The organism is Myxococcus sp. CA051A, from assembly GCF_013336705.1.
Classification (GTDB): Bacteria; Myxococcota; Myxococcia; order Myxococcales; family Myxococcaceae; genus Myxococcus; species Myxococcus llanfairpwllgwyngyllgogerychwyrndrobwllllantysiliogogogochensis.
This window is the reverse complement of sequence record NZ_JABUMS010000003.1, coordinates 837,483-858,960: the sequence shown is the minus strand read 5'-3', so window position 1 is coordinate 858,960 and position 21,478 is coordinate 837,483. Positions and strand designations below refer to the sequence as shown.

At 69.1% G+C, this 21,478-nt stretch carries 17 protein-coding genes; 9 read left to right on the top strand and 8 right to left on the bottom strand.

The window, feature by feature from the left end:
• Positions 1–518 precede the first annotated feature (518 nt).
• The 6 genes from HUA74_RS13430 (at position 519) to rimO (ending at position 8,716) form a co-directional block, all read left to right on the top strand.
• Positions 519–3,365 (top strand): serine/threonine-protein kinase, encoded by a 2,847-nt coding sequence (locus HUA74_RS13430; RefSeq protein WP_254625036.1) that lies wholly within the window; start codon positions 519–521, stop codon positions 3,363–3,365.
• 139 nt (positions 3,366–3,504) lie between these two features.
• Positions 3,505–3,945: a hypothetical protein gene (locus tag HUA74_RS13425; protein ID WP_174454826.1), complete on the top strand. Its 441-nt coding sequence runs from the start codon at positions 3,505–3,507 to the stop codon at positions 3,943–3,945.
• Between the two features lie 57 nt (positions 3,946–4,002).
• A complete protein-coding gene (locus tag HUA74_RS13420) occupies positions 4,003–5,643 on the top strand; it encodes a ribonuclease J (RefSeq protein ID WP_141646010.1) in 1,641 nt (546 codons plus the stop codon).
• A 24-nt stretch (positions 5,644–5,667) separates the two neighbouring features.
• Positions 5,668–6,165: a YajQ family cyclic di-GMP-binding protein gene (locus tag HUA74_RS13415; protein WP_141646009.1), complete on the top strand. Its 498-nt coding sequence runs from the start codon at positions 5,668–5,670 to the stop codon at positions 6,163–6,165.
• Between the two features lie 8 nt (positions 6,166–6,173).
• The gene (locus tag HUA74_RS13410) at positions 6,174–7,286 is read left to right on the top strand and encodes a hypothetical protein (RefSeq protein ID WP_141646008.1); all 1,113 of its coding nucleotides are present in this window, start codon (positions 6,174–6,176) and stop codon (positions 7,284–7,286) included.
• A gap of 32 nt (positions 7,287–7,318) precedes the next feature.
• Positions 7,319–8,716 (top strand): 30S ribosomal protein S12 methylthiotransferase RimO, encoded by a 1,398-nt coding sequence (gene rimO / locus HUA74_RS13405; protein WP_217440474.1) that lies wholly within the window; start codon positions 7,319–7,321, stop codon positions 8,714–8,716.
• Between the two features lie 102 nt (positions 8,717–8,818).
• Here rimO and HUA74_RS45570 read toward each other — a convergent pair whose 3' ends face one another.
• From HUA74_RS45570 to rplU, 6 genes are all read right to left on the bottom strand, one after another.
• Positions 8,819–10,615 carry a hypothetical protein gene (locus tag HUA74_RS45570; protein WP_371817233.1) on the bottom strand — a complete coding sequence of 599 codons (1,797 nt, stop codon included), beginning with the start codon at positions 10,613–10,615 and terminating at the stop codon, positions 8,819–8,821.
• A gap of 10 nt (positions 10,616–10,625) precedes the next feature.
• Positions 10,626–11,522 (bottom strand): outer-membrane lipoprotein carrier protein LolA, encoded by an 897-nt coding sequence (locus HUA74_RS13390; protein WP_371817232.1) that lies wholly within the window; start codon positions 11,520–11,522, stop codon positions 10,626–10,628.
• 77 nt (positions 11,523–11,599) lie between these two features.
• Entirely contained in the window at positions 11,600–12,280 is a 681-nt protein-coding gene (locus tag HUA74_RS13385) for an RNA methyltransferase (protein ID WP_141646006.1), read from the bottom strand.
• 4 nt (positions 12,281–12,284) lie between these two features.
• The gene (obgE, locus tag HUA74_RS13380) at positions 12,285–13,805 is read right to left on the bottom strand and encodes a GTPase ObgE (RefSeq protein ID WP_174454824.1); all 1,521 of its coding nucleotides are present in this window, start codon (positions 13,803–13,805) and stop codon (positions 12,285–12,287) included.
• Between the two features lie 129 nt (positions 13,806–13,934).
• On the bottom strand, positions 13,935–14,207 hold the full coding sequence (gene rpmA / locus HUA74_RS13375; protein ID WP_141646505.1) for a 50S ribosomal protein L27: 273 nt from the start codon (positions 14,205–14,207) through the stop codon (positions 13,935–13,937).
• Between the two features lie 38 nt (positions 14,208–14,245).
• The gene (gene rplU, locus HUA74_RS13370) at positions 14,246–14,554 is read right to left on the bottom strand and encodes a 50S ribosomal protein L21 (RefSeq protein ID WP_141646506.1); all 309 of its coding nucleotides are present in this window, start codon (positions 14,552–14,554) and stop codon (positions 14,246–14,248) included.
• Between the two features lie 260 nt (positions 14,555–14,814).
• Here rplU and HUA74_RS13365 point away from each other — a divergent pair, with 260 nt between their 5' ends.
• A complete protein-coding gene (locus HUA74_RS13365; RefSeq protein ID WP_141646507.1) occupies positions 14,815–15,174 on the top strand; it encodes a hypothetical protein in 360 nt (119 codons plus the stop codon).
• A 38-nt stretch (positions 15,175–15,212) separates the two neighbouring features.
• Here HUA74_RS13365 and HUA74_RS45565 read toward each other — a convergent pair whose 3' ends face one another.
• The gene (locus HUA74_RS45565) at positions 15,213–17,750 is read right to left on the bottom strand and encodes a protein kinase (RefSeq protein WP_254625035.1); all 2,538 of its coding nucleotides are present in this window, start codon (positions 17,748–17,750) and stop codon (positions 15,213–15,215) included.
• Between the two features lie 178 nt (positions 17,751–17,928).
• On the opposite strand from HUA74_RS45565, the gene HUA74_RS13350 reads away from it, so the two are divergent.
• Both HUA74_RS13350 and HUA74_RS13345 read left to right on the top strand, forming a co-directional pair.
• Complete coding sequence (locus HUA74_RS13350) at positions 17,929–18,891, top strand: isopenicillin N synthase family oxygenase (protein ID WP_174454823.1); 963 nt, start codon at positions 17,929–17,931, stop codon at positions 18,889–18,891.
• A 62-nt stretch (positions 18,892–18,953) separates the two neighbouring features.
• Positions 18,954–20,018: a carbon-nitrogen hydrolase family protein gene (locus tag HUA74_RS13345; protein WP_174454822.1), complete on the top strand. Its 1,065-nt coding sequence runs from the start codon at positions 18,954–18,956 to the stop codon at positions 20,016–20,018.
• Here the strand turns inward: HUA74_RS13345 and gatB are convergent, their stop codons facing one another.
• Entirely contained in the window at positions 20,019–21,458 is a 1,440-nt protein-coding gene (gene gatB / locus HUA74_RS13340; RefSeq protein ID WP_174454821.1) for an Asp-tRNA(Asn)/Glu-tRNA(Gln) amidotransferase subunit GatB, read from the bottom strand. It lies immediately after the preceding gene.
• Positions 21,459–21,478 lie beyond the last annotated feature (20 nt).

The window sequence follows — 21,478 nt, the reverse complement described above, 5'->3', positions numbered from 1 at the left end:
CGACTGACGAGGGATTCCATCACCGCGATGGTCCGCAATTCCTCACGGATGAGGCCTCTGCGAGCGAATCCGAGCCGCAGTTGCCCGCCGATGCGGGGACACTGATTGCGCCACCCCCACGACGCCCTTCCGAGGCAGGCACGGTGGTGGCACCGATTCAAGGCTCGGCTGGCTCGAGGACCTCCACGCCGCCGCCTCAAACATCCGCTGGAGCGCGCGGGCGCGCAGCGACTCCACAGTCCTCCGCCAGCACCTCGGGAAAATCGGGTGCAGCAACACAGCCTCCCGCCAGCACGAGCCCTCAGGCAGTTGCTCCTGCATCCGTCGTGGCGGGCTCTCGTGGCAGGTCCTCATCGGCGGCCTCGAACGAGAGCCCACAAGGCGCTCCTCCTCCCCGGTCTTCCATCGGAGCGAGTTCGCGCGCGCAATCCTCGTCTGCGCCCAGCAACGCAACGCCACAGGCCGCACCTTCGGCCGTCGCGGCGAACCCGCGCGCTCCTGTCGCCGCCCCAGGAACCTTGATTGCGCCACCGCCGCTACCACCCGCGGGCGCGGGCACATGGGTGGCACCACCTCCCGCCCCACCACTGGGCTCGAGCGTCCGCATCCCTCCACCCGCGCAAGGCGCACCAGGGCGGTCCAGCCCTCCCTTCAATGACTCCGCTCGCAAGGGCGACGCCTCGGAGACGTCATCGCGCGCCTCGGTGGGCCGCTACCACATCCTCGACAAGCTGGGCTCCGGCGGCATGGGCGTCGTCTACAGCGCCTATGACCCGGACCTGCATCGCCGAGTAGCCATCAAGCTGCTCCACCCGGACGCCAACACCGTGGTCCGCACCGACGGCGCCTCTCGCCTGTTGCGCGAAGCCCAGGCCATGGCCCGCCTGTCCCACCCCAACGTCGTCTCCGTCTACGACGCGGGCACCTTCGCCGGTCGCGTCTTCATCACCATGGAGCTGGTCGAGGGCCTGTCCCTGCGCCACTGGCTGCGCGCCGAACATCGCTCGTGGCGCGACGTGCTCGACCTCTTCCGTCAGGCGGGACGCGGACTCGCCGCCGCTCACGCGGCCGGACTCGTCCACCGCGACTTCAAGCCCGCCAACGTGCTCGTCAACCGGGACGGCCGCGCCCAGGTGACGGACTTCGGCCTGGCTCGCAACACCGCCGACCTGGACGCCATGGAGGAAGGGCGTGCCACCAAGCCCTCACGACTCGCGCTGCGCGACGACGACCTGCTCGAGTCTCCGCTCACCGAGGCGGGCCTCGTCATGGGCACGCCCGCGTACATGCCGCCCGAGCAACACGAGGACGGCCGCACCGACGCACGCGGCGACCAGTTCAGCTTCTGCGCCTCGCTCTACGAGGCCCTCTACGGCCAGCTCCCCTTCGAAGGGAAACAAGCCACCGCCTACCTCCAGGAGTCCCTCGCCAACCGCGTGCGCCAACCCCCACGCAGCTGCCACGTCCCCGCCTGGCTGTTCCGCGCCATCACCCGAGGCCTCGCGCCCACGCCTGACGAGCGCTACCCGTCCATGGAGGCACTGCTGACCGAGCTCGGCAAGGACCCGTCCGTGGCGTGGCGACGCCGGAGCATCCTGGCCGCCGGCTTCCTCCTCATCTATGGCTTCATGGGCGTCACCTGGTGGATGGGCAACCGTCGCCACGCCCCATGTCTGGGCGCCGAGGCTCGACTGGCCGGCATCTGGGACACCTCACGCAAGGACACCGTGAGCCGGGCCTTCGCCGCCACGAACAAACCCCAGGCCCCCGAGTTCTTCTCCCGCGTGGCACAGAGCCTGGACGCCTTCGCCCAGGAGTGGGCCGGCATGCATCAGGAGGCCTGCGAGGCGACACGCGTGCACGGCCACCAGTCGGACGCCGTGCTGTCGCTGCGCATGGCCTGCCTGGAGCGCCGTCGCTCCACGCTCGACGCCGTGGTCGGCGTGCTCGCGCAGACCGACGCGGAGTCGCTCACCACCTCGCTGGACGCGGCCCAGCGCCTGCCCTCCGTCGCCGACTGCGCGAACGTGGATGCCCTGCGCCTGGGACTCCCCGAATCTCCCGAGCAGCGCCAGCGCGTGGAGAAAATCCGCGCCGGCCTGGACCGCACCACCGCGCTCGTCGACGCCGGCCGATATGAGCAGGCCAACGAGGAGCTGAAGGCGACGCTGGGGCAGGCCCGCGCACTCGACTACCGGCCGGTGCTCGCGGAGGCCCTGGAGCTGGAAGGACGACTCGGACTGGTGCTCGGAGACGAGCCTCGCGCGCAGAAGGCCCTGCGCGAAGCCCTGCTCACCGCGCAGGCCACGCGCCACGATGAAGTGGCCGCACGCGCCGCCGCGCGACTGGTGACCACCCTGTCCCAGACGCCCGCGATGGAGGAGTGGAGCATCGCGCAGGCGAAGTCCTGCATCGAGCGCGCGGGTGGCACCCCGGACCTGGAGGCCCTGCTCCAGACGAGCCTCGCGCGCAACGCCTTCCTCCGAGGCCAGTACGCACAGGCCGCCGAGGCCTTCGGCCGCTCCGCCATGCTGCGAGAGCAGGCCCACGGCGCCGTGCACCTGCTCACCCTCGAGTCCCTGCGCAACCAGGCCGCATCCCTCTCCCGCACTCCCGAGGCCGAGCACACCGCGCGACTGCTGCGCCGCGTGCTGGAGACGACGAAGGAAGTGATGGGCCCAGACCATCCCCAGACAGCGATGGCCGCCAACGCGGTGGGCTACCACCTGACGGTCAGCCGCCGCTTCGAGGAGGCCATTCCCTTCCTCGAGCAGGCTGTCGCCCTGGAGGAGCGGGCGATGGGCGCGAACAGCGCCACGCTCAGCTATCCCCTCAACAATCTCGCCACCGCATTGGAATCGCTCCGTCGCTACGCCGAAGCGCGGAAGCTGCGTGAGCGGGCCCTCGCGCTGGACCTGGAGACCCATGGCCCCTCGCATCCGGAGACCGCCTCGGACCAGGCCCTGCTGGCGGAGCTTGCCCTGAGCGAGGGCCGCACCCGCGACGCCGTGGACCTGGCCCAGCGCAGCACCCAGGCCTACGAGGCCTTCCAGAAGGGCCATCCCGACCAGGCCGCGCCGCTCACCACGCTCGGCCTCGCCCAGCTCGCCCTGGGCAAGCCGCGCGAGGCTCGCGCCACCCTGGAGCGCGCGCTGGCCCTGCGCACAGCCACCCCTGGCCCGGGAGACGGACTCGCCGCCACCCGCTTCGCCCTGGCCCGCGCCCTGCCCACCCACGAAGCCTCGCGCGCACGCGCCCTCGCCCAGCAGGCCCTGGGCTTCTACGGCGCGGAGCCCGCTGGCTGGTCCACCGAGGCCCAGCGCGTCATGACGTGGATGAGCGGGCGCTCCACCCCGGCTCCCTGAGTCCCCAGGACGCTCCGCGTCATGTCTCCTGTTCATCAGGGACGTCCCCATCACGTCGGAGCGAAGCACCTTCGCGCCACATCCGCCGATACTCCAAGTGCGGGCCTTTTCACGTCGGTACCGCGCACGGGGGTGCGTCATGCGCATTGAGTCTTCGCCGAAGTCCGCCGCCAGAACCGGTCCGCGTCCAGCCTCTCCCCTGTCCGCGGCCTCGGCTCGCACGGCGAGCTTCAAGGCGCTCTTTCCGCAGTTGAAGCTGCTCGGACGCCTGCTCCGCGAGCCCTCGCTGCTGAAGCAGTGGCCAGCGGCTCCCAAGCCGGGCACCCGACGGGACGGTCCCCAGGCCGACAAGTTCGTCGGGCCTCGGCCCACGGGTTCGGGACTGCCCATTCGCATCACCAGCCGGCCCCGACCGCCCTCCCGCCCGCTGGGCCTGGCGCCCTGGGTTCCCAAGACGAAGCTGGAGCCCTGGACCGGCACCCGCATCAAGCCCTGGCTCCACCGCCCGGACATCTTCGGCACCCCCGGCTGTCCCACGGGGGCGGTGCGCGGCTGCGGCCTGCCCATCCGCATCACCTAGCCAGTCACCGCGCAACTTTCCAACGCGCGCGACGGGGGAGTCTTTAGACTCTTCCCAATGCTTCAAGTCATTCCCCTGGGCGGCCTGGGAGAAATCGGCCTCAACTCCCTGGTCATCGCCTGTCGCGGGGAGATGCTTCTCATCGACGCCGGCCTGATGTTCCCCTCGGAGGGGATGCCCGGTGTCGACATCATCATCCCGGACTTCACCCACCTGAAGCAGAACGCCGCCCAGCTCAAGGGCGTGGTGCTCACCCACGGCCACGAGGACCACCTGGGTGCGCTTCCCTACCTGCTCGGCGAGGTGAACGTCCCCGTCTACGGCACGCGCTTCACGCTGGCCATGGCGCGCCACCGCTTGAGCGAGCTGGGCATCGAAGCGGACCTGCGCGAAATCGAGCCGCGCGAGCCCTTCGCCGTCGGCACCATGTTCAAGGTCGAGGCCAGTCGCGTGACGCACACCGTGCCGGACGCGGTGGGCTTCATCATCCGCACGCCCGAAGGCACCTTCATCCACACAGGTGACTTCAAGCTGGACCCGGACCCCATCGACGGGCTGCGCACGGACCTGGAGCGCTGGGGTGAGGCGGGCGAGGAAGGCGTGCTGTGCCTCCTGTCGGACTCCACCAACTCCGAGCTGACGGAGGAGACCGGCAGCGAGCGCGTCGTCGAGCAGACCTTCGAGCGCCTCTTCAAGGACGCCACCGGCCGCATCGTCGTCGCCCTCTTCTCCTCCAACCTGCACCGCGTGCGGCACCTGCTGGCCCTCGCCGAGCGACTGGGCCGCAAGGTCGCGCTCCAGGGCCGCAGCATGGTGCGCAACGTGGAGATGGCGCGCGAGCTGGGCTACCTGGACGTGCCCGACTCGCTCTTCGTGCACCTGGACACGGTGCCGCAGCTGCCGCAGCAGCGCGTGCTGGTGCTCACCACCGGAGCGCAGGGCGAGCCGCGCGCGGGCCTGTCCCAGCTCGCCGCTGGTGATGGCCCGTTCAAGCTGGGCCCGGGTGACCTGGTCGTCCTCAGCTCGCGAGCCATCCCCGGCAACGAGCGCGGCGTGGGCGCCCTCATCGACCAGCTCCAATGGCGCGGCGCGCGCGTCGCCTACGCGCAGGTGGAGCCCGGCGTCCACGTGTCCGGCCACGCCAGCCGCCCCCAGCAGCAGCGCGTGCTGGAGCTGGTGAAGCCGCGCCACTTCATCCCCGTCCATGGCGAGGGCCGCCACCTCCACCGACATCTGGCCACCGCCCGGGAGTCGGGGATGGAGCCCGCGCAGTGCCTGCTGGCCCAGGACGGAGACATCGTCGGCTTCGAGGAGGGGCGCGGCCGCTTCACCGGCAGCGTGACTTCCGGGCGCATCTTCAAGGACCGCTTCGGAGGGGGCATGGTGACGGCGGACACACTCCATGAGCGGGTGCGCCTGTCCGAGACGGGGCTGGTGGCCGCCGTCATCGTGCTCCAGCGCGACACCCAGAAGCTGCTGGGTGGCCCGCAACTCTCCGGCCAGGGGCTGTCACTGGACGAACAGGTGATCCTCCCCCGGGTGGCCCAGGAGGCCCGGACACTCTTCGAGGAGCTGTCCGTCCAGCTCCGAGGTGACGACGCCCTGGTGAGAGAGGAACTCACCCGGGTGGTGCGCCGTGCGTTCCGGCTGTACACCTCCAAGCGCCCCCTGGTGGTGCCCATGGTCGTCAGGGTGTAGGTATGTTAAGGGCCGCTGCTGCCCATGCCCTCGTTCGATGTCGTCTCGAAAATCGACCTCGCCGAGCTCGACAACGCGGTCAATCAGACCAAGAAGGAGCTCAGCACCCGCTATGACTTCCAGGGCACCCAGGCGGACGTCCTCGTCGCTCCGGACCACACGGCCATCACCGTGAAGGCCAACAGCGAGGAGCGCGTCCAGGCCGCCAAGGAGGTCCTCCTGGTGAAGCTGGCCAAGCGGAACATCAGCCTGCGCGCGCTCGAGTACGGCGACATCGAGAAGACGGGGCTGCACAACGTGAAGCAGGTCATCAAGCTCCAGCAGGGCATCCCGGTGGAGAAGTCCAAGGAGCTGGTGAAGCTGTTGAAGGATTCGAAGATGAAGGTGCAGGGCTCCATCCAGGCCGACCAGCTGCGTGTCACCGGCAAGAACCGGGATGACCTCCAGGCCGCCATCGCCCTGTTCCGTGGGGAGCAGGACCGACTGAAGCTGGACATGCAGTTCACCAACTTCCGCGATTGAAGAAGCCCATGCGAGCCGCTGCTGCCCTGTCCCTCTGCTGGATGCTCTGCGTTCCGGCCATCGCCTCCGCCCAGGAAGAAGCGCCCCGTCCGTCACGGCCGGTGCCCAACATGACCAAGCCGCCGCGCTTCCAGGGAGGCCTCAAGGGCTTCACCTCGCCGCTGGCGCTCAAGTCCCTGGACACCGAAGGCGCCAGCGCGTCCTTCACCGCCAAGGTGGGCTTCCGCAAGGACACGCTCTACGTGGGCGTGGACGCCAAGGATGATCAGCTCCTCGCGGGCGATGTGCTCACGTTGTCCATCTACTTCCCGGACACCGGGCCGCTGACGACGGGCTACACGTGGCGCTTCGGCTTCGACGGCAAGCGCGCGTCGGGTGCGGACAGCGGCACGCCGGAGTTCGCTCAGCAGAAGGTGAATGGCGCGGTGGAGCGTCGGGGCAACACGCTGTCGCTGGTGGCCGCGGTGCCGATGCGCGCGCTGCCGCGCTTCTCCGCTCGGGACCCGATGGTGATGGACCTGTGCATCACCTACGAGGACCAGGACGGCGCGGGCACCAAGGCGGTGCCTGTCTCCAACTGCCAGAGCGGCACCATGGTCGGCGACGCGCTGAGGCTGCCGGACGAGCCGCGCAAGGCGCTCAAGCTCAAGCCGCCGGAGCACGTCACCGCGCTGGAGCCCGCGGCCACGGGCTGGCTGGGCTGGGACCTGCTCAGCTATCCGGCCTGGGCGCAGGGCGACGAGGAGCTGACGCCGGAGACGCTGCGCGAGCTGGTGGTGACGGATCCGCTGAAGGCCGCGTCGGTGAACGTGAATGTGCCCGACACGTTGAGCCTGCCGGACGGGCGACCGGTCGTTACGGTGCTCTCCGGGAAGAATCCCTATGCCGTCGCGGGTCAATGTGACGCCGAAAAGGAGCTTCGACTGGGGTTTTACATCGTGACGGGGAAGACGGCGGCTCGGGTGCTCGAGTGGCCGGCTGCTACGTGCGCCCTGGGGCGAGCCTCCTCGGTGGAGCTGGATGAAGAGGACGGGTTGACCATCCGTTACTCGAACGGCGCGACCATGAACTTTGCCTGGAGTGGTGACCACTTCACGCGAACCGAGCTTGGAAATAGGTAGACGCGGTGGAACCAACCAAGAACCTGTACATGATGACCCTCGGCTGCCCGAAGAACCGGGTGGACTCCGAGGTGATGCTCGGCACGTTGAAGCACCGCGGATACACGCTGGTGCAGGAAGCGTCCGAGGCCCAGGTCATCGTCGTCAACACCTGTGCCTTCATCGGTCCCGCCAAGCAGGAGTCGGTGGACTCCATCCTGGAGATGGCCGAGCTGAAGAAGTCGGGCAGCTGCAGCACCCTGGTGGTGACGGGGTGTCTGTCCCAGCGCTACGGCGAGGAGCTGGCGAAGGAGATGCCGGAGGTGGACCACTTCCTGGGCACCAGCGCCTACGCCCAGATTGGCGACCTGCTGGCGGCCGAGGCTTCTCCGCGTCAGGTGATTCCGGACCCCGACTACATCCACGACGCGAACACGCCGCGCATCAACTCGATGCCGAAGTACACCGCGTACCTCAAGGTGTCCGAGGGCTGCGACAACGCCTGCGCGTTCTGCATCATCCCCACGCTGCGCGGTGGACAGCGCTCGCGGCCCATCGACGACATCATGATCGAGGCCCGGCGACTGGCGGACAGCGGCGTGCAGGAGCTGAACCTCGTCGCGCAGGACCTGACGGCGTACGGGCATGACCTGCCGGGCCGGCCGAAGCTGCATGACCTGCTCAAGGCGCTGGTGCAGGTGGACGTGAAGTGGATTCGGCTGCACTACGCCTATCCGCGCGTGTTCCCGGACGAGCTCATCGACGTGATGGCGTCGGAGCCGAAGATTGCCCGCTACCTGGACATGCCGGTGCAGCACGTCAGCGACAAGCTGCTCCTGTCGATGAAGCGTGGCCGCAACTCGGAGTTCCTCAAGGGCCTCTTGACGAAGCTGCGCGAGCGCGTGCCGGGGCTGGTGATGCGCACCTCGCTCATCGTCGGTCTTCCGGGCGAGACGGAAGAGGACTTCGAGATGTTGAAGGAGTTCGTGAAGACGCAGCGCTTCGAGCGCCTGGGCGTCTTCCAGTACTCCGACGAGGAAGGCACGGCGGCGTTCGACCTGCCGGACAAGGTGCCGCAGAAGACCATCGAGCGCCGGTGGCGCGAGGTGATGGCCATCCAGAAGCGCATCAACCGCGAGCAGAACAAGAAGCTCGTCGGCAAGCGGCTGGAGGTGCTGGTGGAAGGTCCCGCGCCGGAGACGGAGCACCTGCTCGTGGGTCGGCACCAGGGTCAGGCGCCGGACATCGACGGGCTCGTCTACATCAACGACGGCCTGGCGTACCCGGGTGAGCTGGTCACCGTGGAGGTGACGGAAGCGCACGACTACGACCTGGTGGCTCGCGTGGTGGAGCGCCCGGACCCGAAGCAGCGGCAGCACACCGCTCGCGACGCGCACCCGGCGCCGGTGAAGCTGGTGCCTGCTCCCCGGCCTGTGACCCGGCTGGAGTAGGTGGTTCTTCCCGGGCCGCCGCCGCGTGAATCGCGAAGTGGCCCGGGAGTTCGTCGGAGGTATCCAGCGGAGTGTTGAACCGCTGGGTGCGGAGCGCTGGAGCTACCGTGGATCTTCCGGCTCCAGCTCGCGCTCCTCGCGCGGTGGTTCGCGAGACGGTGCCTTGCGGGATGGCGCGGCGACCCCTTCTCCCAGGGGCGTGGGCTGGCACTCGCACACCGTGCGGCGCGAGGACGTCTCGGTGACGAAGGCGCACGCCGTGGGGCACTCAGGCTGACTGCCCTCCTCGAAGAGCGCCAGGTTGAAGCCTCGCGCCTGAACGAGCGCCGCGTGGCACACGGGCAGGGCATGTGCGAGCGACGGCCACGGCAGGCGGTGCTGAGTCGTCAAACCGCGACTGGTGGCCGGGAAGTTCAGGCCGATTCCGCACCCGGACTCCAACCGCTGGCCATCCGCGCCCACTGGCTCCAAATGGAGGCGTCCGCCTTCGGGCAGGTCGCGGAACACCGCGCCCACCACGGAGATGCCGCCCTCGGGTTCCTTGCGCACGTGCAGGCCGTAGCAGGCCTCTTCGCTGAAGACGCCGTGCGCATCGGTGCACTGCTGTCGCCTGGCGACAGGGCTCGGAGTCGCCGGACGTGCCGGCTCCGACGATGTTGAGGGCGAGGTGTCACCAGGAGCCTGCGCCGTGGGGGCCGCCGACGCCGTGGGCCGTGCTGGTGACTCGGGCGAAGGTGAAGCGGTGCCCGAAGCCCTTGGTGCAGTGCCAGTTGTCGCAGCAGGGGATGTCGTGGAGCGTGACGGAGACGAGGCAGTGCCCCCTGAAGGCACTGGTGCGGCACCGACTGTCCCCGCGGACGGCGTCGAGGATGCGCTCGCCCCCATCCCTCCTGCGCCTTCCGTCGTCGTGGACCGTGGTGAAGTCGCGGACGCATCGGGTCCCTCCGCCCTCCCCGCCCGTGGTGATGACACCGAACCCACTTCAGTCTCGTCCACTGCTCGGACTCGTGGACGCCGCAGCACCAGCACCCCGCCCTTCGCATCCAGCGTCGCGGTGAAGCGCCCCCACACGTCAGGCCCCAGCCGTCCCAGGCTGCTCGGCGAGTCCCATCGTCCCGCTGCCTCCACCACGAGCGGCCGCGCGCCCACGCCCTCCGCCACGTCCACCGAATCCACCGCGAAGGTGCGCGGCGGCAGATGCGCGACCGTCTCCAAGGGCTGCAGCCCCTGCGCCTCGGCGGGCCCCACCGCGATGCGCGAGAAGGGCTCGCGCGTGGTGAGCACGAAGGGTCCGGTGAGTTCCGCCTCCCCCTGAGACACCCGCACCGCCAGGAGGGGCCAGTCGCCCACCGGCTCGCGACTGAGCTCCACGCGGTGCACTTCCCGCGCGGCATCCGAAGCCACCTCCGCCGCCGGTTGCGCCTCACGCGGACGCGACGCGGTGAAGGTCACCTCTCGCCGCAACGGATCCACCGTGAGCGCATAGGGCTCCAGCACGTCCGAACCCAGCGTCAACGAGCAGGGCTTCTCACCCGACAGCCCCGCGGTGCGCAGCGGCACCGAAGCCCCTCCCACGGTGAGCACGGGCAGCGGCACCACCGGCCAGGCCCTGAAGCCTCCCGCGATTTCAGGTGCGCGCACGGTGCCATCGGGCGCGGGAGGACCTCCGTCGAAGCACTCCTGGGAGACCATCGACAAGGGCCTCGCCACGTCCAGCACCACCGGGACGACACGAGTCCCGAGCCTCCCCGCGACGGTGAGGCGCAGCGCTGGCGACGCCAGCAGCGGCAGCGTCCGCCCCGTCAGTCCCTCGGAACGTGAAGGGCCGGACGCCACCTCCCGGTGACACCCAGCCCCCACCACACTCAAACCCACCCAGAGCAGGAACGCGCCGCGCACGGCGCGCAGGTTACTGCTTCTTCTGCTTGGTGAAGTCATCCACGCGAGTGTCGTCCGGCACGTCCATCTTGAAGCTGTCCGCGGAGATGCCCACGTTCGTCTTCAGGTCCAGGAAGGAGATGGTGTTCTCGCTGCCGTCCGGATCCACCACGGTGCTCTTCAGCACCTGCGCCGACGCGGGGTCCACCTCCAGCCGGACCTGCTTGAAGCGGGGCTCCACCTTCAGCGGATCCAACACCAGCAGCGTGCCCTTGCAGTCCTTGCAGGCCCCCTTGCTGATGGCGAACTCGTCCGCGAGCTTCCCCTGTCCGAAAAGGAACGTCACCGAGGCGGAGAGCTGGCTCGTGTCCACGTTGGCCACCGTGAGCGACTGGGCCGTCGGGTCGTACGCGTAGATCTTGTTGCCGGCGAGCACGAAGGTGCGCACGGAGGGCTTCTGGTACTCCCACCGCATCAGCCCGGGCTTCTTGTAGGACACGACGCCCTCGGACGTCTGCGTGCGCTTGAAGGTCTTGTACTTGTAGTCCTGCCGGAAGCCCGCCTTGAAGTCGCCGGTCTTCTCGTAGAAGGCCTGCATCCGGTCCACCAGGGACTTCACCTCGGGCGTCATCGGCGCAGCGGCCTTCACGGCGGGCTTCGTGTCCGGCGCGCTCTGAGGGGGCGTCGTGGCCGGCTTGCCTGATTCGGTGGCGGGCGGCTTCGCGGCGGGCGTCACCGGATTCACGCCCTGCTGGGCTGCGGGAGCCTTGGCCGCGCCGCCCGTGGGAGGCGGCACCGTGGGCTTTCCAGCGCCCGCCGGCGCGCCCTGGGCCACCAGGACGGGCTGCGTGGGGACGGCCTGCGAGGAGGAGGTCTGGGGCACCGCTTGCGCGGACAGGAGCGTGGCGAGCAGGGTTTCCAGGAACATGGCGTGCGTCTCCAGGGGGCCGGGTAGGCCCACGGCGTCCATCTACCCCATACCGACGCGCCCCGGGGGGCCGGCATTCATGGCTGCTTCTTGAAGATCCGCTTCCTCTGTTTGATGGCCAGCACGTAGAAGCGCTCACGGAGTTCCTGCGCCTCGTCCGGCGACAGGTCTCCAGAGCCCCCCGCCAGGTGCTCATCCCGCCAGGCAATCGCCCGGCTGACACACGCCGAGGCAGCGGCGGAGATGTTGAGGCTCTGGCTGAAGCCCCGCATCGGAATCCAGAACGTCCCGTCCACGGCGTTGAGCACGTCGTCGCTCACCCCGTAGCGCTCGTTGCCGAGGACGATGGCCACCTTCCCGTCGAAGCGCAGCGAATACAGGCTGGTGGCACCGTCACGGATGGCGGCGGCGTACAACTGGAAGCCCCGCGACTTCAGGTGTTCGCGACACTCGCCGAAGGACTTGTAGAGCTTCACGTCCAGCCACTTGTCGCAGCCCTGAGCCACCCTCGAGTTCGGCAGGAAGGGTGCCTCCGGGTTGATGACGACGTGGACTTCCTGGACCCCCATGGACTCGCAGGTGCGTAGCACCGCGGCCATGTTGAAGCTGTCCTCCAGCCGGTCCAGGACGACCGTGAAGTTGCGCGTACGCTGGCTGACGACGCGGTCGATCTTCTCCTTGCGCACATCGAGCAGGAACTGCTCCGGCTCCAACTTGTCCTTCTCGAAGCGCTCGTACCGAGGACCGCCGCCAGCCATCGTCTCAGCCCCTTCCGCCTGACTTGCGCGACGCGGGCTTCTTCGCGGCAGAGGCCCTCTTCGCCGAGGTGCCCTTCTTCGCCACGGCCTTCGTCGTCGACTTCTTCGCGGCAGCGGCCTTCTTCGCCGGAGCCTTCTTCGCCGCGGACTTCTTCGCGACAGCGGCCTTCTTCGCCGGAGCCTTCTTCGCGGCAGCGGCCTTCTTCGCGGGGGCCTTCGTCGCCGCCGCCTTCTTCGCCCCAGCGCTCTTCTTCGCCGAAGCCTTCGTCGCCGCCTTCGCCACCGCGGCCTGCTTCACCAGAGTCGTCTTCACATGAGCTCCCTTCGCACTGCCTTGCTTCGTGGGAGCACTCTTCACAGCAGCGCTCTTCGCCCGCCCCAGCTTCGCGGCGGTCGCCTTCACCACGGCGGCGGTACCCTTGGAGAGGGTCTCGCGCACCTTGGCAATCGCGGCCTTGGCCACGGACTTGCTGCTCGCGCCCTTCGCTCGGGGCGGAGCCTCGACATGCAGCTTTTCGGTGCGACCGGTGAACAGCACCTCCGCCACCGAGTCCATCAGCGCCGGCATGCCCTCGCCCGTGGCGCAGGACACCGGGTACACGCGGATGCCGCGCTCGCGCAGCGCCTCGCGGAACGCCTCCAGACGCGCCTGCGCATCCGGCAGGTCCAGCTTGTTGGCGGCGACCACCTGCGGCCGGCTCGCCAGCTCCGCGCTGTACTTCGCCAGCTCACGGTTGAGCACGTCGAAGTCGTGCAGCGGCTCGCGGCCCTCACCCTCCGCGCCCATGTCGATGAGGTGGATCAACACCTTGCACCGCTCGACGTGGCGCAGGAACTGGTGCCCCAGGCCCACGCCCTCGCTGGCGCCCTCGATGATGCCGGGGATGTCCGCCATCACGAACGACAGGTCGTTCTTGTACTGGACCATGCCCAGGTTGGGGACCAGCGTGGTGAACGGGTAGTCGGCGATCTTCGGCCGGGCGCGGCTCACCCGCGAGATGAACGTGCTCTTGCCCGCGTTGGGGAAGCCCAGCAGGCCCACGTCCGCCAGCAGCTTCAGCTCCAGCCGCAGCGTGACTTCCTCGCCCTTCGTCCCGTCCTGGGCGAAGCGCGGCGTCTGCCGCGTCGAGGTCGCGAAGTTCATGTTGCCCAACCCGCCCCGCCCGCCCTTGGCCGCCACCCAGCGCTGGCCCGGCTCGCTCAGGTCCACCAGCAGCTCTTCGGTGTGGTGGTCCTTCACCAGCGTGCCCACCGGCACGCGGAGGATCATGTCGTCGGCCGCGCGACCGTTGCAGTCGCTGCCCATGCCGTGCTCGCCATTCTTGGCGCGGTGGTGCTGCTGATAGCGGTAGTCCAGCAGCGTGGTGAGCTGCGGGTCTCCCACGAAGATGACGGAGCCACCGTTGCCACCGTCTCCACCATTGGGTCCACCGCGCTCGATGAACTTCTCACGCCGGAAGGACACGGAGCCGTTACCGCCATCGCCCGCCTTCACGAAGATGCGGACCTCATCGACGAACTTCATGAAAGCGTCTCCTGAAAAACGCAGAGCGGGCCGCCTCGCGTCCTGGGCGCCTGAAAGGGCGCGTGGACTGGAGAAGCGACCCGCTCGTGGATGCCTCGCGGCGACCGGCCCTGTGAGGCCGGGTTACCGTCAGGCGCTGGCCTGCTCGGCGGCCGGATAGACCGAGACCTTCTTGCGGTCGCGGCCCAGGCGCTCGTACTTCACGATGCCGTCCACCACCGAATAGAGGGTGAAGTCGCGGCCGAGCTTCACGTTCGACCCCGCGTGGATGACCGTGCCGACCTGGCGAACCAGGATGCTGCCAGCCGAGACTTCCTGGCCGCCGTACACCTTCACGCCGCGGTACTGCGGGTTGGAATCGCGACCGTTTCGCGAAGAACCCTGTCCCTTTTTATGGGCCATGACACCTTGCTCCTGAAGTTGAGGTGAAACCGTCCGGACTAGCCGGAGATGGAGGTGACCTTCACCTCGGTATACGGCTGGCGATGGCCACGGCGACGGGTCCAGCCCTCCTTCTCCTTGCGGAAGTGGAGGACGCGGCGGTGCTTGTCCTGCGCGAGCACCTTGCCCACGACGCGAGCGCCGGAGACCGTGGGACGGCCCACCTTGGGGCTATCCGTGCCGCCCAGCAGCAGGACATCGGTAAAGGACACCTCGGCCCCGATGTCGCCGGTAATCTTCTCGATCCGGAGGACATCGCCCTCGGCGACGCGGTACTGCTTTCCGCCCGTGCGAATCACTGCGTACATCGTCTAACCCCTGTCAGCTTCGGGTTGGGTCAACCCGTGGAATCGGCCGCGCATTTCGGACGGACGGACCGCCCTGTGGCGCAAAGGACGGCCGGATTTACGGGAGATGCCCTGGGGAGTCAAGACGGTTGCTGGATCATCTCGTCCGGCAGTCCAGATTGCCCCTGGGAAAGGGCGACCCTACCTGATGGTCCGGCCAGAGCAAGCCCGGCCGATCACCGTCCAACCAATCTGACTGTCCCCCGGGGGGGAATTCCACAATGAAGAAATTCATGTTCGGCCTGATGGCCGCCGTCACCCTTTTGTTCGGCGCCGGCTGCGGCGGAAACGCCTGCGATGACCTGGAGGACGCGAACAAGGCCCTGGAGGAGAAGGTGTCGGCCTGCGGCACGGATACGGGGGGTGAGGAGGAGGACACCTTCGACAAGGGCGTCTGCGAGGACGCGCTGGATGCCTGCTCGGACAGCGACAAGGACCGGCTGAGCGACCTGGCCGACTGCATCCAGGATCTGCCGGACTGCAGGGTGGGCAGCGAAGTGGAGTGGATTGACCAGTTCAGCGACTGTTTCGACCGCACCGAGGGCATCAGCGCCACCTGCGCCGCCGCCGCTGGCGGGTAGTCGCCCGCTCCTCGCGCTTCACCGGGCCCGGTCTTCCGTCAGGAAGGTCGGGTCCTGTCGTTGGTGCGCTCCGAGGCGCCGCGAGCATCCAGCGCCCGGCGGACGGTGCGGTAACGGTGGTGGAGGCTCGACTCGAGCGGGTCCAGCGCCAGCCCCCGCTCGTAGGTCTCCAGGGCACGCGACAGTTGCCCTTCACGCTCCAGCGCGGAGCCGGAGAGATAGTGCACACGCGCCATCCCCGCGGACTGGGGCCTGCGCGCGAGGAACTCCCGCCGGAGGGAATCGAGCTGCTCCGACGTGAGCCCCGCCTCCAGACATCGGGCGACACCTCGGTGATTGCCCCGCCAGGCGTCATACAGCGCCCTCTGAGTCACCGTGCCCAGGACGTCTCCGGCCTCATGCAGCCGGCCCAGCACCGAGTCGAGCAGCAGGCACTGCGAGGGTGACAAAGGCCGCTGGCGCAGCGACTCCAGGGAGCCACGGGCCTCGCGTGTGCGGGTGCGCAGGGCGCCCATTTCCAGGTCAGGGGGCACGGCCAGCACCGCGTAGTGGTCCCCCGCGAGCCGCGTCCGGTACGACTCCAGCACGTGCGCGGCTTCCGCGTCGTCCGCCATGGGCACGAGTGGAGGAGGTGGACGGCGGTTGGGACCTGCTCGCAGGAGCGCGTCCACGGAGGCCTTGAGCGCCAGCGTGGCTTCGACGAACTGGACGCCGAAGCCCGTGGCCATGCCCCAGACGCGAGCCTGTTCCTCCGGAACGTGGCGCACCACCTCGCAGACGACGGACTGCGGCCCGGAGTCCAGCTCCAGCACCATGGGCAGCCGCGCGAAGATGGGTGGCAGCACCCCCTCGCTGCGCAGGAACAGCCCTCCGCGCGACAGGTCCGAGCCCGTCAGCCACACCGGCGTCTCCCCGGGCCGCAACACCACGCGCACCGGCAGCTCCACCGTGCGTGCCCTCGATGAAGGAGTCCCACTCCCGAGGGCTGCGCCCACGCTCGGAACACCGCCACGACTCGCGACGGACATCGGCACGAGAGCCTGCGCGGACGGTGCCCCCATGCCGACAGGGTCGCCCACGCGCGGAGCTCCCTCTCGGCTCGCGATGGCCACTGGCGCAGGCGGCGTCCCCAGGCCGACGGGAATGACCACGCGCGGAGCGCCCTCTCGGCTCGCGATGGCCACTGGCGCAGGCGGTGTCCCCGTGCCGACGGGCATGCCCGTGCGGGGACCAACCTCACGACTCGCGATGGCCGCTGGCGAAGGCGGTGTCCCCGCGCCGAACGGCATGCCCGCGCGCGCGGCCCCCTCACGACTCGCGACGGCCACTGGCGAAGGCGGTGTCCCCGCGCCGACGGGCATGCCCGCGCGCGCGGCCCCCTCACGACTCGCGACAGGCACCGGAGGAGCCAGACGTGGAGGCGCTACCGGCGCACTCCGCGGAGGCGACGAGGCCCACCCTGGAGACACGGGCCGAGGCGCCGGCGACCAGGGCGCCATGGCGTCCTCCATCACGACGATTTCCGGTGAGATAGCGGGAGGAACCGTCCTGACGGGCGCTGGCGGAGTCCCGGGAGGACGCGCCGGCTTCGTGCGCGCACGCGCCTCTTCCGCCAGTGCTCCCTCCAGGGCCGCGCGCAGGATGGCGGCCGTCGTGTACCGCTCCTCGGGCGCCTTGGCCAGGGTGCGCAGGATGACCCGCTCCAACGCCACGGGGACCGCCGCATGCACCGAGCGAGGCGGCGGCGGCGCTCGCATCTGATGGGCCACGAGCTGCGCCGTCAGCCCCTCGTCCTCGAAGGGCAGGCGCCCGGTGACCAGCTGATAGGCGATGACGCCCAACGCATACAGGTCCGCGCGCCCGTCCACGCGACGACTGAGTGACTGCTCCGGGGCCATGTACTCGGGCGTGCCCACGATGATGCCGGCGTGGGTCTGCGGCATGTTCGCATCCGCCAGCTTCGCGATGCCGAAGTCGAGCACCTTCACGAAGGGCGTGCCCCGCCCGCGCCGCACCAGGAAGATGTTGTCCGGCTTGAGGTCGCGGTGGACGATTCCACTCAAGTGCGCGGCCTGGAGCGCGTCGCACACCTGCGAGAGCACCGACACCACCGCCGGTGCGGGCAGCGGCGTGCCCACCCAGGCCGACAGCGGCGCGCCGTCCAGGTACTCCATGATGAGGTACGGCCGGGGCGGCCCCGCGTTCAGGTCGAAGATACTGACGATGTTCTCGTGGCCGATGACATTGACGGCCCGAGCCTCCGCGTGAAAGCGCTGCACCAGCTCCGGGTACATGGCCAGGTGCTCGTGCAGGACCTTCACCGCCACCCGACTACCGATGGACACGTGCTCGCCCAGGTACACCGTCCCCATGCCGCCGCGCCCCAATCGGCGCACCAGTCGGAAGCTGCCCAGACGAGCGCCCACCAAGGGGTCTGCTTCCTCGCTCGCCACGGGGCACCTCGGCCTGGGCGCCGGCCCCTCTCCTTCCGCGCGAACCAGCGTCGAGCAAGACGTCGCCGACCCATGTCGCTGGCCGCACGCCTCGCACGCATCACCGCTGCTCACCTCGGCCATGCCACTCCCCCGGGCCTGCCCTGCTAATCTGGACATTCCCGTCCCGAGCTGACCACTGGCGGCCCGCGAGGATGTCGGCTGGTGTGACGCAAGCCAGCGCCGCGGTACATGAAGACGGTCCACCGGCCGACGCTGTCGATGCCGACAATCCATCACGCTCGATTAGAGTGCGCAGCCCATGTCCGGAACCTCACGCCGCATCCCCCTCCTCGACCTGTCCCACTACCGAAGCGGCACACCCACCGAGCGCGCTCGTTTCGTACAAGTCTTCGGTGAGGGGTTGAGGGAGTTCGGCTTCGTCTCCATCGTCGGCCATGGCATCGACGACGCGCTCATCCGCCGCACCTACTCGGACGTGGAGCGACTGTTCCAGCTCCCGGAGGACGTGAAGACGCGCTACGCGGTGCCGGAGCTGGCGGGCCAGCGCGGCTACACCGGCTTCGGCAAGGAGCACGCGAAGGACCGCAAGGTGGGGGACCTGAAGGAGTTCTGGCACGTGGGCCGCGAGCTTCCAGCCGGCCACCCGTACCTGAAGGACTACGGCGCCAACGTGTGGCCCGGGGAAGTGCCCTCCTTCCGCGAGAACACCCTGTCGCTCTTCCGCGAGCTGGATGGCGCCGCCGGCGTCATGCTCCAGGCCCTGGCGGAGTTCTTCGGCGTGGCGCGCACGACGTTCAGTGACATGGCCACCGACGGCAACTCGGTGCTGCGGCTCATCCACTATCCGCCGCTGCGCGAGCGCTTCATCCCGGGTGGAGTCCGCGCCGCCGAGCACGAGGACATCAACCTCATCACCCTGCTGTGCGAAGGCACCGCGTCCGGCCTGGAGCTGCTCACGCGCGACGGCGAGTGGCTGCCCGTGGACACGCTGCGCGGGCAGATTGTCGTGGACTCCGGCGACATGCTCAGCCGCGTGACGAACGAGGTCATCCCCGCCACCACGCACCGGGTGGTGAATCCGAAGAGCACGGACGAGGACACCGTCCGCTACTCGCTGCCCTTCTTCGTGCATCCGTTCTCGGACTGCGTGCTCAAGCCGCTGCCCAGCACCGAGACGCCGGACAACCCGGCCCGCCACGCGCCCATCACCGCGGGCGCCTTCCTGCAACAGCGTCTGCGGGAGAACGGACTCTTGAAGTAGGCACACGCTTCCGCCCGGTGGACGGCGCGAGCTCGCGCCCCACCGGTTGCCCTGGCCCATTCGTGGACGACGCCCTCTCCCCCACGCACGTCGAGCTGTTCGCCCTCCAGCCCCGTATCGCGCTCGAGGACTACGCGTCCCCCGCGACCTTCACCGCGAAGCACCGTGCGCTCGCGGCACGAATCGATGGCCTGCGGGCGCGCCACACCTCTGGCCGTCCTCTTCATCCCGCCCTCGCGGTGTGGCCAGAGCTGGTGGGCGCGCCGCTGGGGATGATGGGCCACCTGCCCCGCGTGCGGCGCCACACGACGACTCGAAGCGCCATGCGGCGAGTGGCGCTGGCCGAGTGGGGGCCAATGTGGCGCGCCTGGAGAACACTCCAGCCTCCGACGCGAGAAGAGTGCCTCTACGCCGCGCTCGCCGCCCGCGTGCATCGCGTGGTGCACGAGACGTTCTCCGGCATCGCCCGGGACTTCGGCCTGTGGGTGGTGGCGGGCAGCGCGTTGCTCCCGGACAACAGGCGAGGATTCGGCACCCCGGACTTCGAGCCCCGAGGCGCGCGCACGTACAACACCAGCCATACCTTCAACCCCGAGGGCCACTGCGTGGCGGTGACGCGCAAGGTGAACCTGGTGCCCGGGCGCGAGGACGTGCTGCACCTGAGCCCCGGACGGCCCGAGGACCTGACCGTGCTCGCCACACCCTTCGGCCGACTGGGAACGCTGTTGGGCTACGACGCCTTCCGAAAGCCCCACACCACGAAGGAGCCCTGGTTCGTCCCCTGCGCGCAGTACCTGGACGCAGTGGGTGCGGACATCCTCGCCCACCCGTCCGCCAACCCGTGGCCGTGGGACTCACCGTGGCCCTTCGACTCGACGGGAGACAACCCACGCGCGGGGGGCGAGCAGTGGTTCGACGAGGGCCTTGCCTCCCAGCTCTCCAGCTTCCGCCGGGTCCGCTACACCGTGACGGCCCAGCTCGTGGGAGACCTGTTCGACAACCACTTCGAGGCGCCCTCGCTCATCCTCGAGCGCACGGACGAGGCACAGCCAAGGGTGCTCGCGCGCTCGGAGCACCCACGGGACGAGGACGTGCTCCACGTCACCGTGCCCGCGTGTCCCGCGTAATCAGTCGCCGAGCTTCTTCTTGAGCAGCTCGTTGACGAGCGCGGGGTTGCCCTTGCCCTTCATGGCTCGCATCACCTGTCCCACGAAGAAGCCGAACACCTGCTTCTTGCCCGCGCGGTACTTCTCAATCTCGCCCGCGTTCTTCGCGAGGATGTCGTCCACCACGGCCTCGATGGCACCCGTGTCGCTCACCTGAGCGAGGCCCTTCTCCGCGATGATGTCCGAGGCCGAGCGGCCCGTGCGGAACATCTCCGCCAGCACGTCCTTGCCCGCATTCGCGGACACCGTGCCCTGGTCCACCGCGCCCAGCAGCTCCGCCAACTGCACGGGCGTGAAGCGCACCGAGGTCACCGTCGAGCCCTCTTCCTTCAAGAGCCGCAGCAGCTCCCCGAGGAACCAGTTGGAGAGCTTCTTCGCGTCGGGGTAGCGCTCGGCGCACGCCTCGAAGAAGTCCGCGAGCGGGCGCTCCGCGGTGAGGATGCGCGCGTCATACGCGGGCAGGCCGTACTGACTCACGAAGCGCTGGAGCTTCGCGCGAGGCAGCTCCGGTAGTTCGTGGCCCACCGCCTCGATGACCTCCGTCGTCACGTGCAGCGGCGGGAGATCCGGCTCCGGGAAGTACCGGTAGTCGTGCGCGTCCTCCTTGCTGCGCATGGAGCGAGAGACGCCCTTGTTGACGTCCCACAGGCGCGTCTCCTGGTCCACCTTCCCGCCGGACTCGATGACATCCACCTGCCGCGAAATCTCGTACTCGATGGCCTGCTTCACGAAGCGGAACGAGTTGAGGTTCTTCAGCTCGCAGCGCTGGCCATAGGTGTCGGAGCCCTTGGGCATCACCGACACGTTGGCGTCGCATCGGAAGCTGCCCTCGTCCAGGTTGCCGTCGTTGACGCCCAGGTACACGAGCACGTCGCGCAGCGCCTTGAGGTACTCCACCGCCTCGTCCGCGTCGCGCAGGTCCGGCTCGCTGACGATTTCCAAGAGCGGCACGCCCGCGCGGTTGAGGTCCACCAGGCTCTGCCCCCCGCCCGCGTCATGCACGCTCTTGCCCGCGTCCTCCTCCATGTGGATGCGGCGCACGCGGATGAGCTTCTCGCCCTGCGGCGTGTCGATGAGCAGCTTGCCGTACTCGCAGATGGGCAGGTCGTACTGCGTAATCTGGTAGCCCTTGGGCAGGTCCGGATAGAAGTAGTTCTTCCGGCTCCACACGCTCTTCGCGTTGACGCGGCACTCGAGCGCCAGGCCCGTGCGGATGGCGAAGTCGACGACGCGCTCGTTGAGCACGGGCAGCACGCCGGGCATACCCAGGCACACCGGACAGGTGTTGCGGTTGGGCTCCGCGCCGAACGCGGTGGAGCAGCCGCAGAAAATCTTCGACTGCGTGAGGAGCTGCGCGTGGACCTCGAGGCCGATGACGGGCTGGAAATCGCTCACGGGCATGGCGGTGTCACCGATGCGGA

Bases quoted from the DNA above. Each gene is read 5' to 3' on its own strand.
- HUA74_RS13425 (WP_174454826.1), top strand. From the start codon at position 3,505: ATGCGCATTGAGTCTTCGCCGAAGTCCGCCGCCAGAACCGGTCCGCGT.
- HUA74_RS13420 (WP_141646010.1), top strand. From the start codon at position 4,003: ATGCTTCAAGTCATTCCCCTGGGCGGCCTGGGAGAAATCGGCCTCAAC.
- HUA74_RS13415 (WP_141646009.1), top strand. From the start codon at position 5,668: ATGCCCTCGTTCGATGTCGTCTCGAAAATCGACCTCGCCGAGCTCGAC.
- HUA74_RS13410 (WP_141646008.1), top strand. From the start codon at position 6,174: ATGCGAGCCGCTGCTGCCCTGTCCCTCTGCTGGATGCTCTGCGTTCCG.
- rimO (WP_217440474.1), top strand. From the start codon at position 7,319: ATGACCCTCGGCTGCCCGAAGAACCGGGTGGACTCCGAGGTGATGCTC.
- HUA74_RS13390 (WP_371817232.1), bottom strand. From the start codon at position 11,522: ATGTTCCTGGAAACCCTGCTCGCCACGCTCCTGTCCGCGCAAGCGGTG.
- HUA74_RS13385 (WP_141646006.1), bottom strand. From the start codon at position 12,280: ATGGCTGGCGGCGGTCCTCGGTACGAGCGCTTCGAGAAGGACAAGTTG.
- obgE (WP_174454824.1), bottom strand. From the start codon at position 13,805: ATGAAGTTCGTCGATGAGGTCCGCATCTTCGTGAAGGCGGGCGATGGC.
- rpmA (WP_141646505.1), bottom strand. From the start codon at position 14,207: ATGGCCCATAAAAAGGGACAGGGTTCTTCGCGAAACGGTCGCGATTCC.
- rplU (WP_141646506.1), bottom strand. From the start codon at position 14,554: ATGTACGCAGTGATTCGCACGGGCGGAAAGCAGTACCGCGTCGCCGAG.
- HUA74_RS13365 (WP_141646507.1), top strand. From the start codon at position 14,815: ATGAAGAAATTCATGTTCGGCCTGATGGCCGCCGTCACCCTTTTGTTC.
- HUA74_RS45565 (WP_254625035.1), bottom strand. From the start codon at position 17,750: ATGGCCGAGGTGAGCAGCGGTGATGCGTGCGAGGCGTGCGGCCAGCGA.
- HUA74_RS13350 (WP_174454823.1), top strand. From the start codon at position 17,929: ATGTCCGGAACCTCACGCCGCATCCCCCTCCTCGACCTGTCCCACTAC.
- gatB (WP_174454821.1), bottom strand. From the start codon at position 21,458: ATGCCCGTGAGCGATTTCCAGCCCGTCATCGGCCTCGAGGTCCACGCG.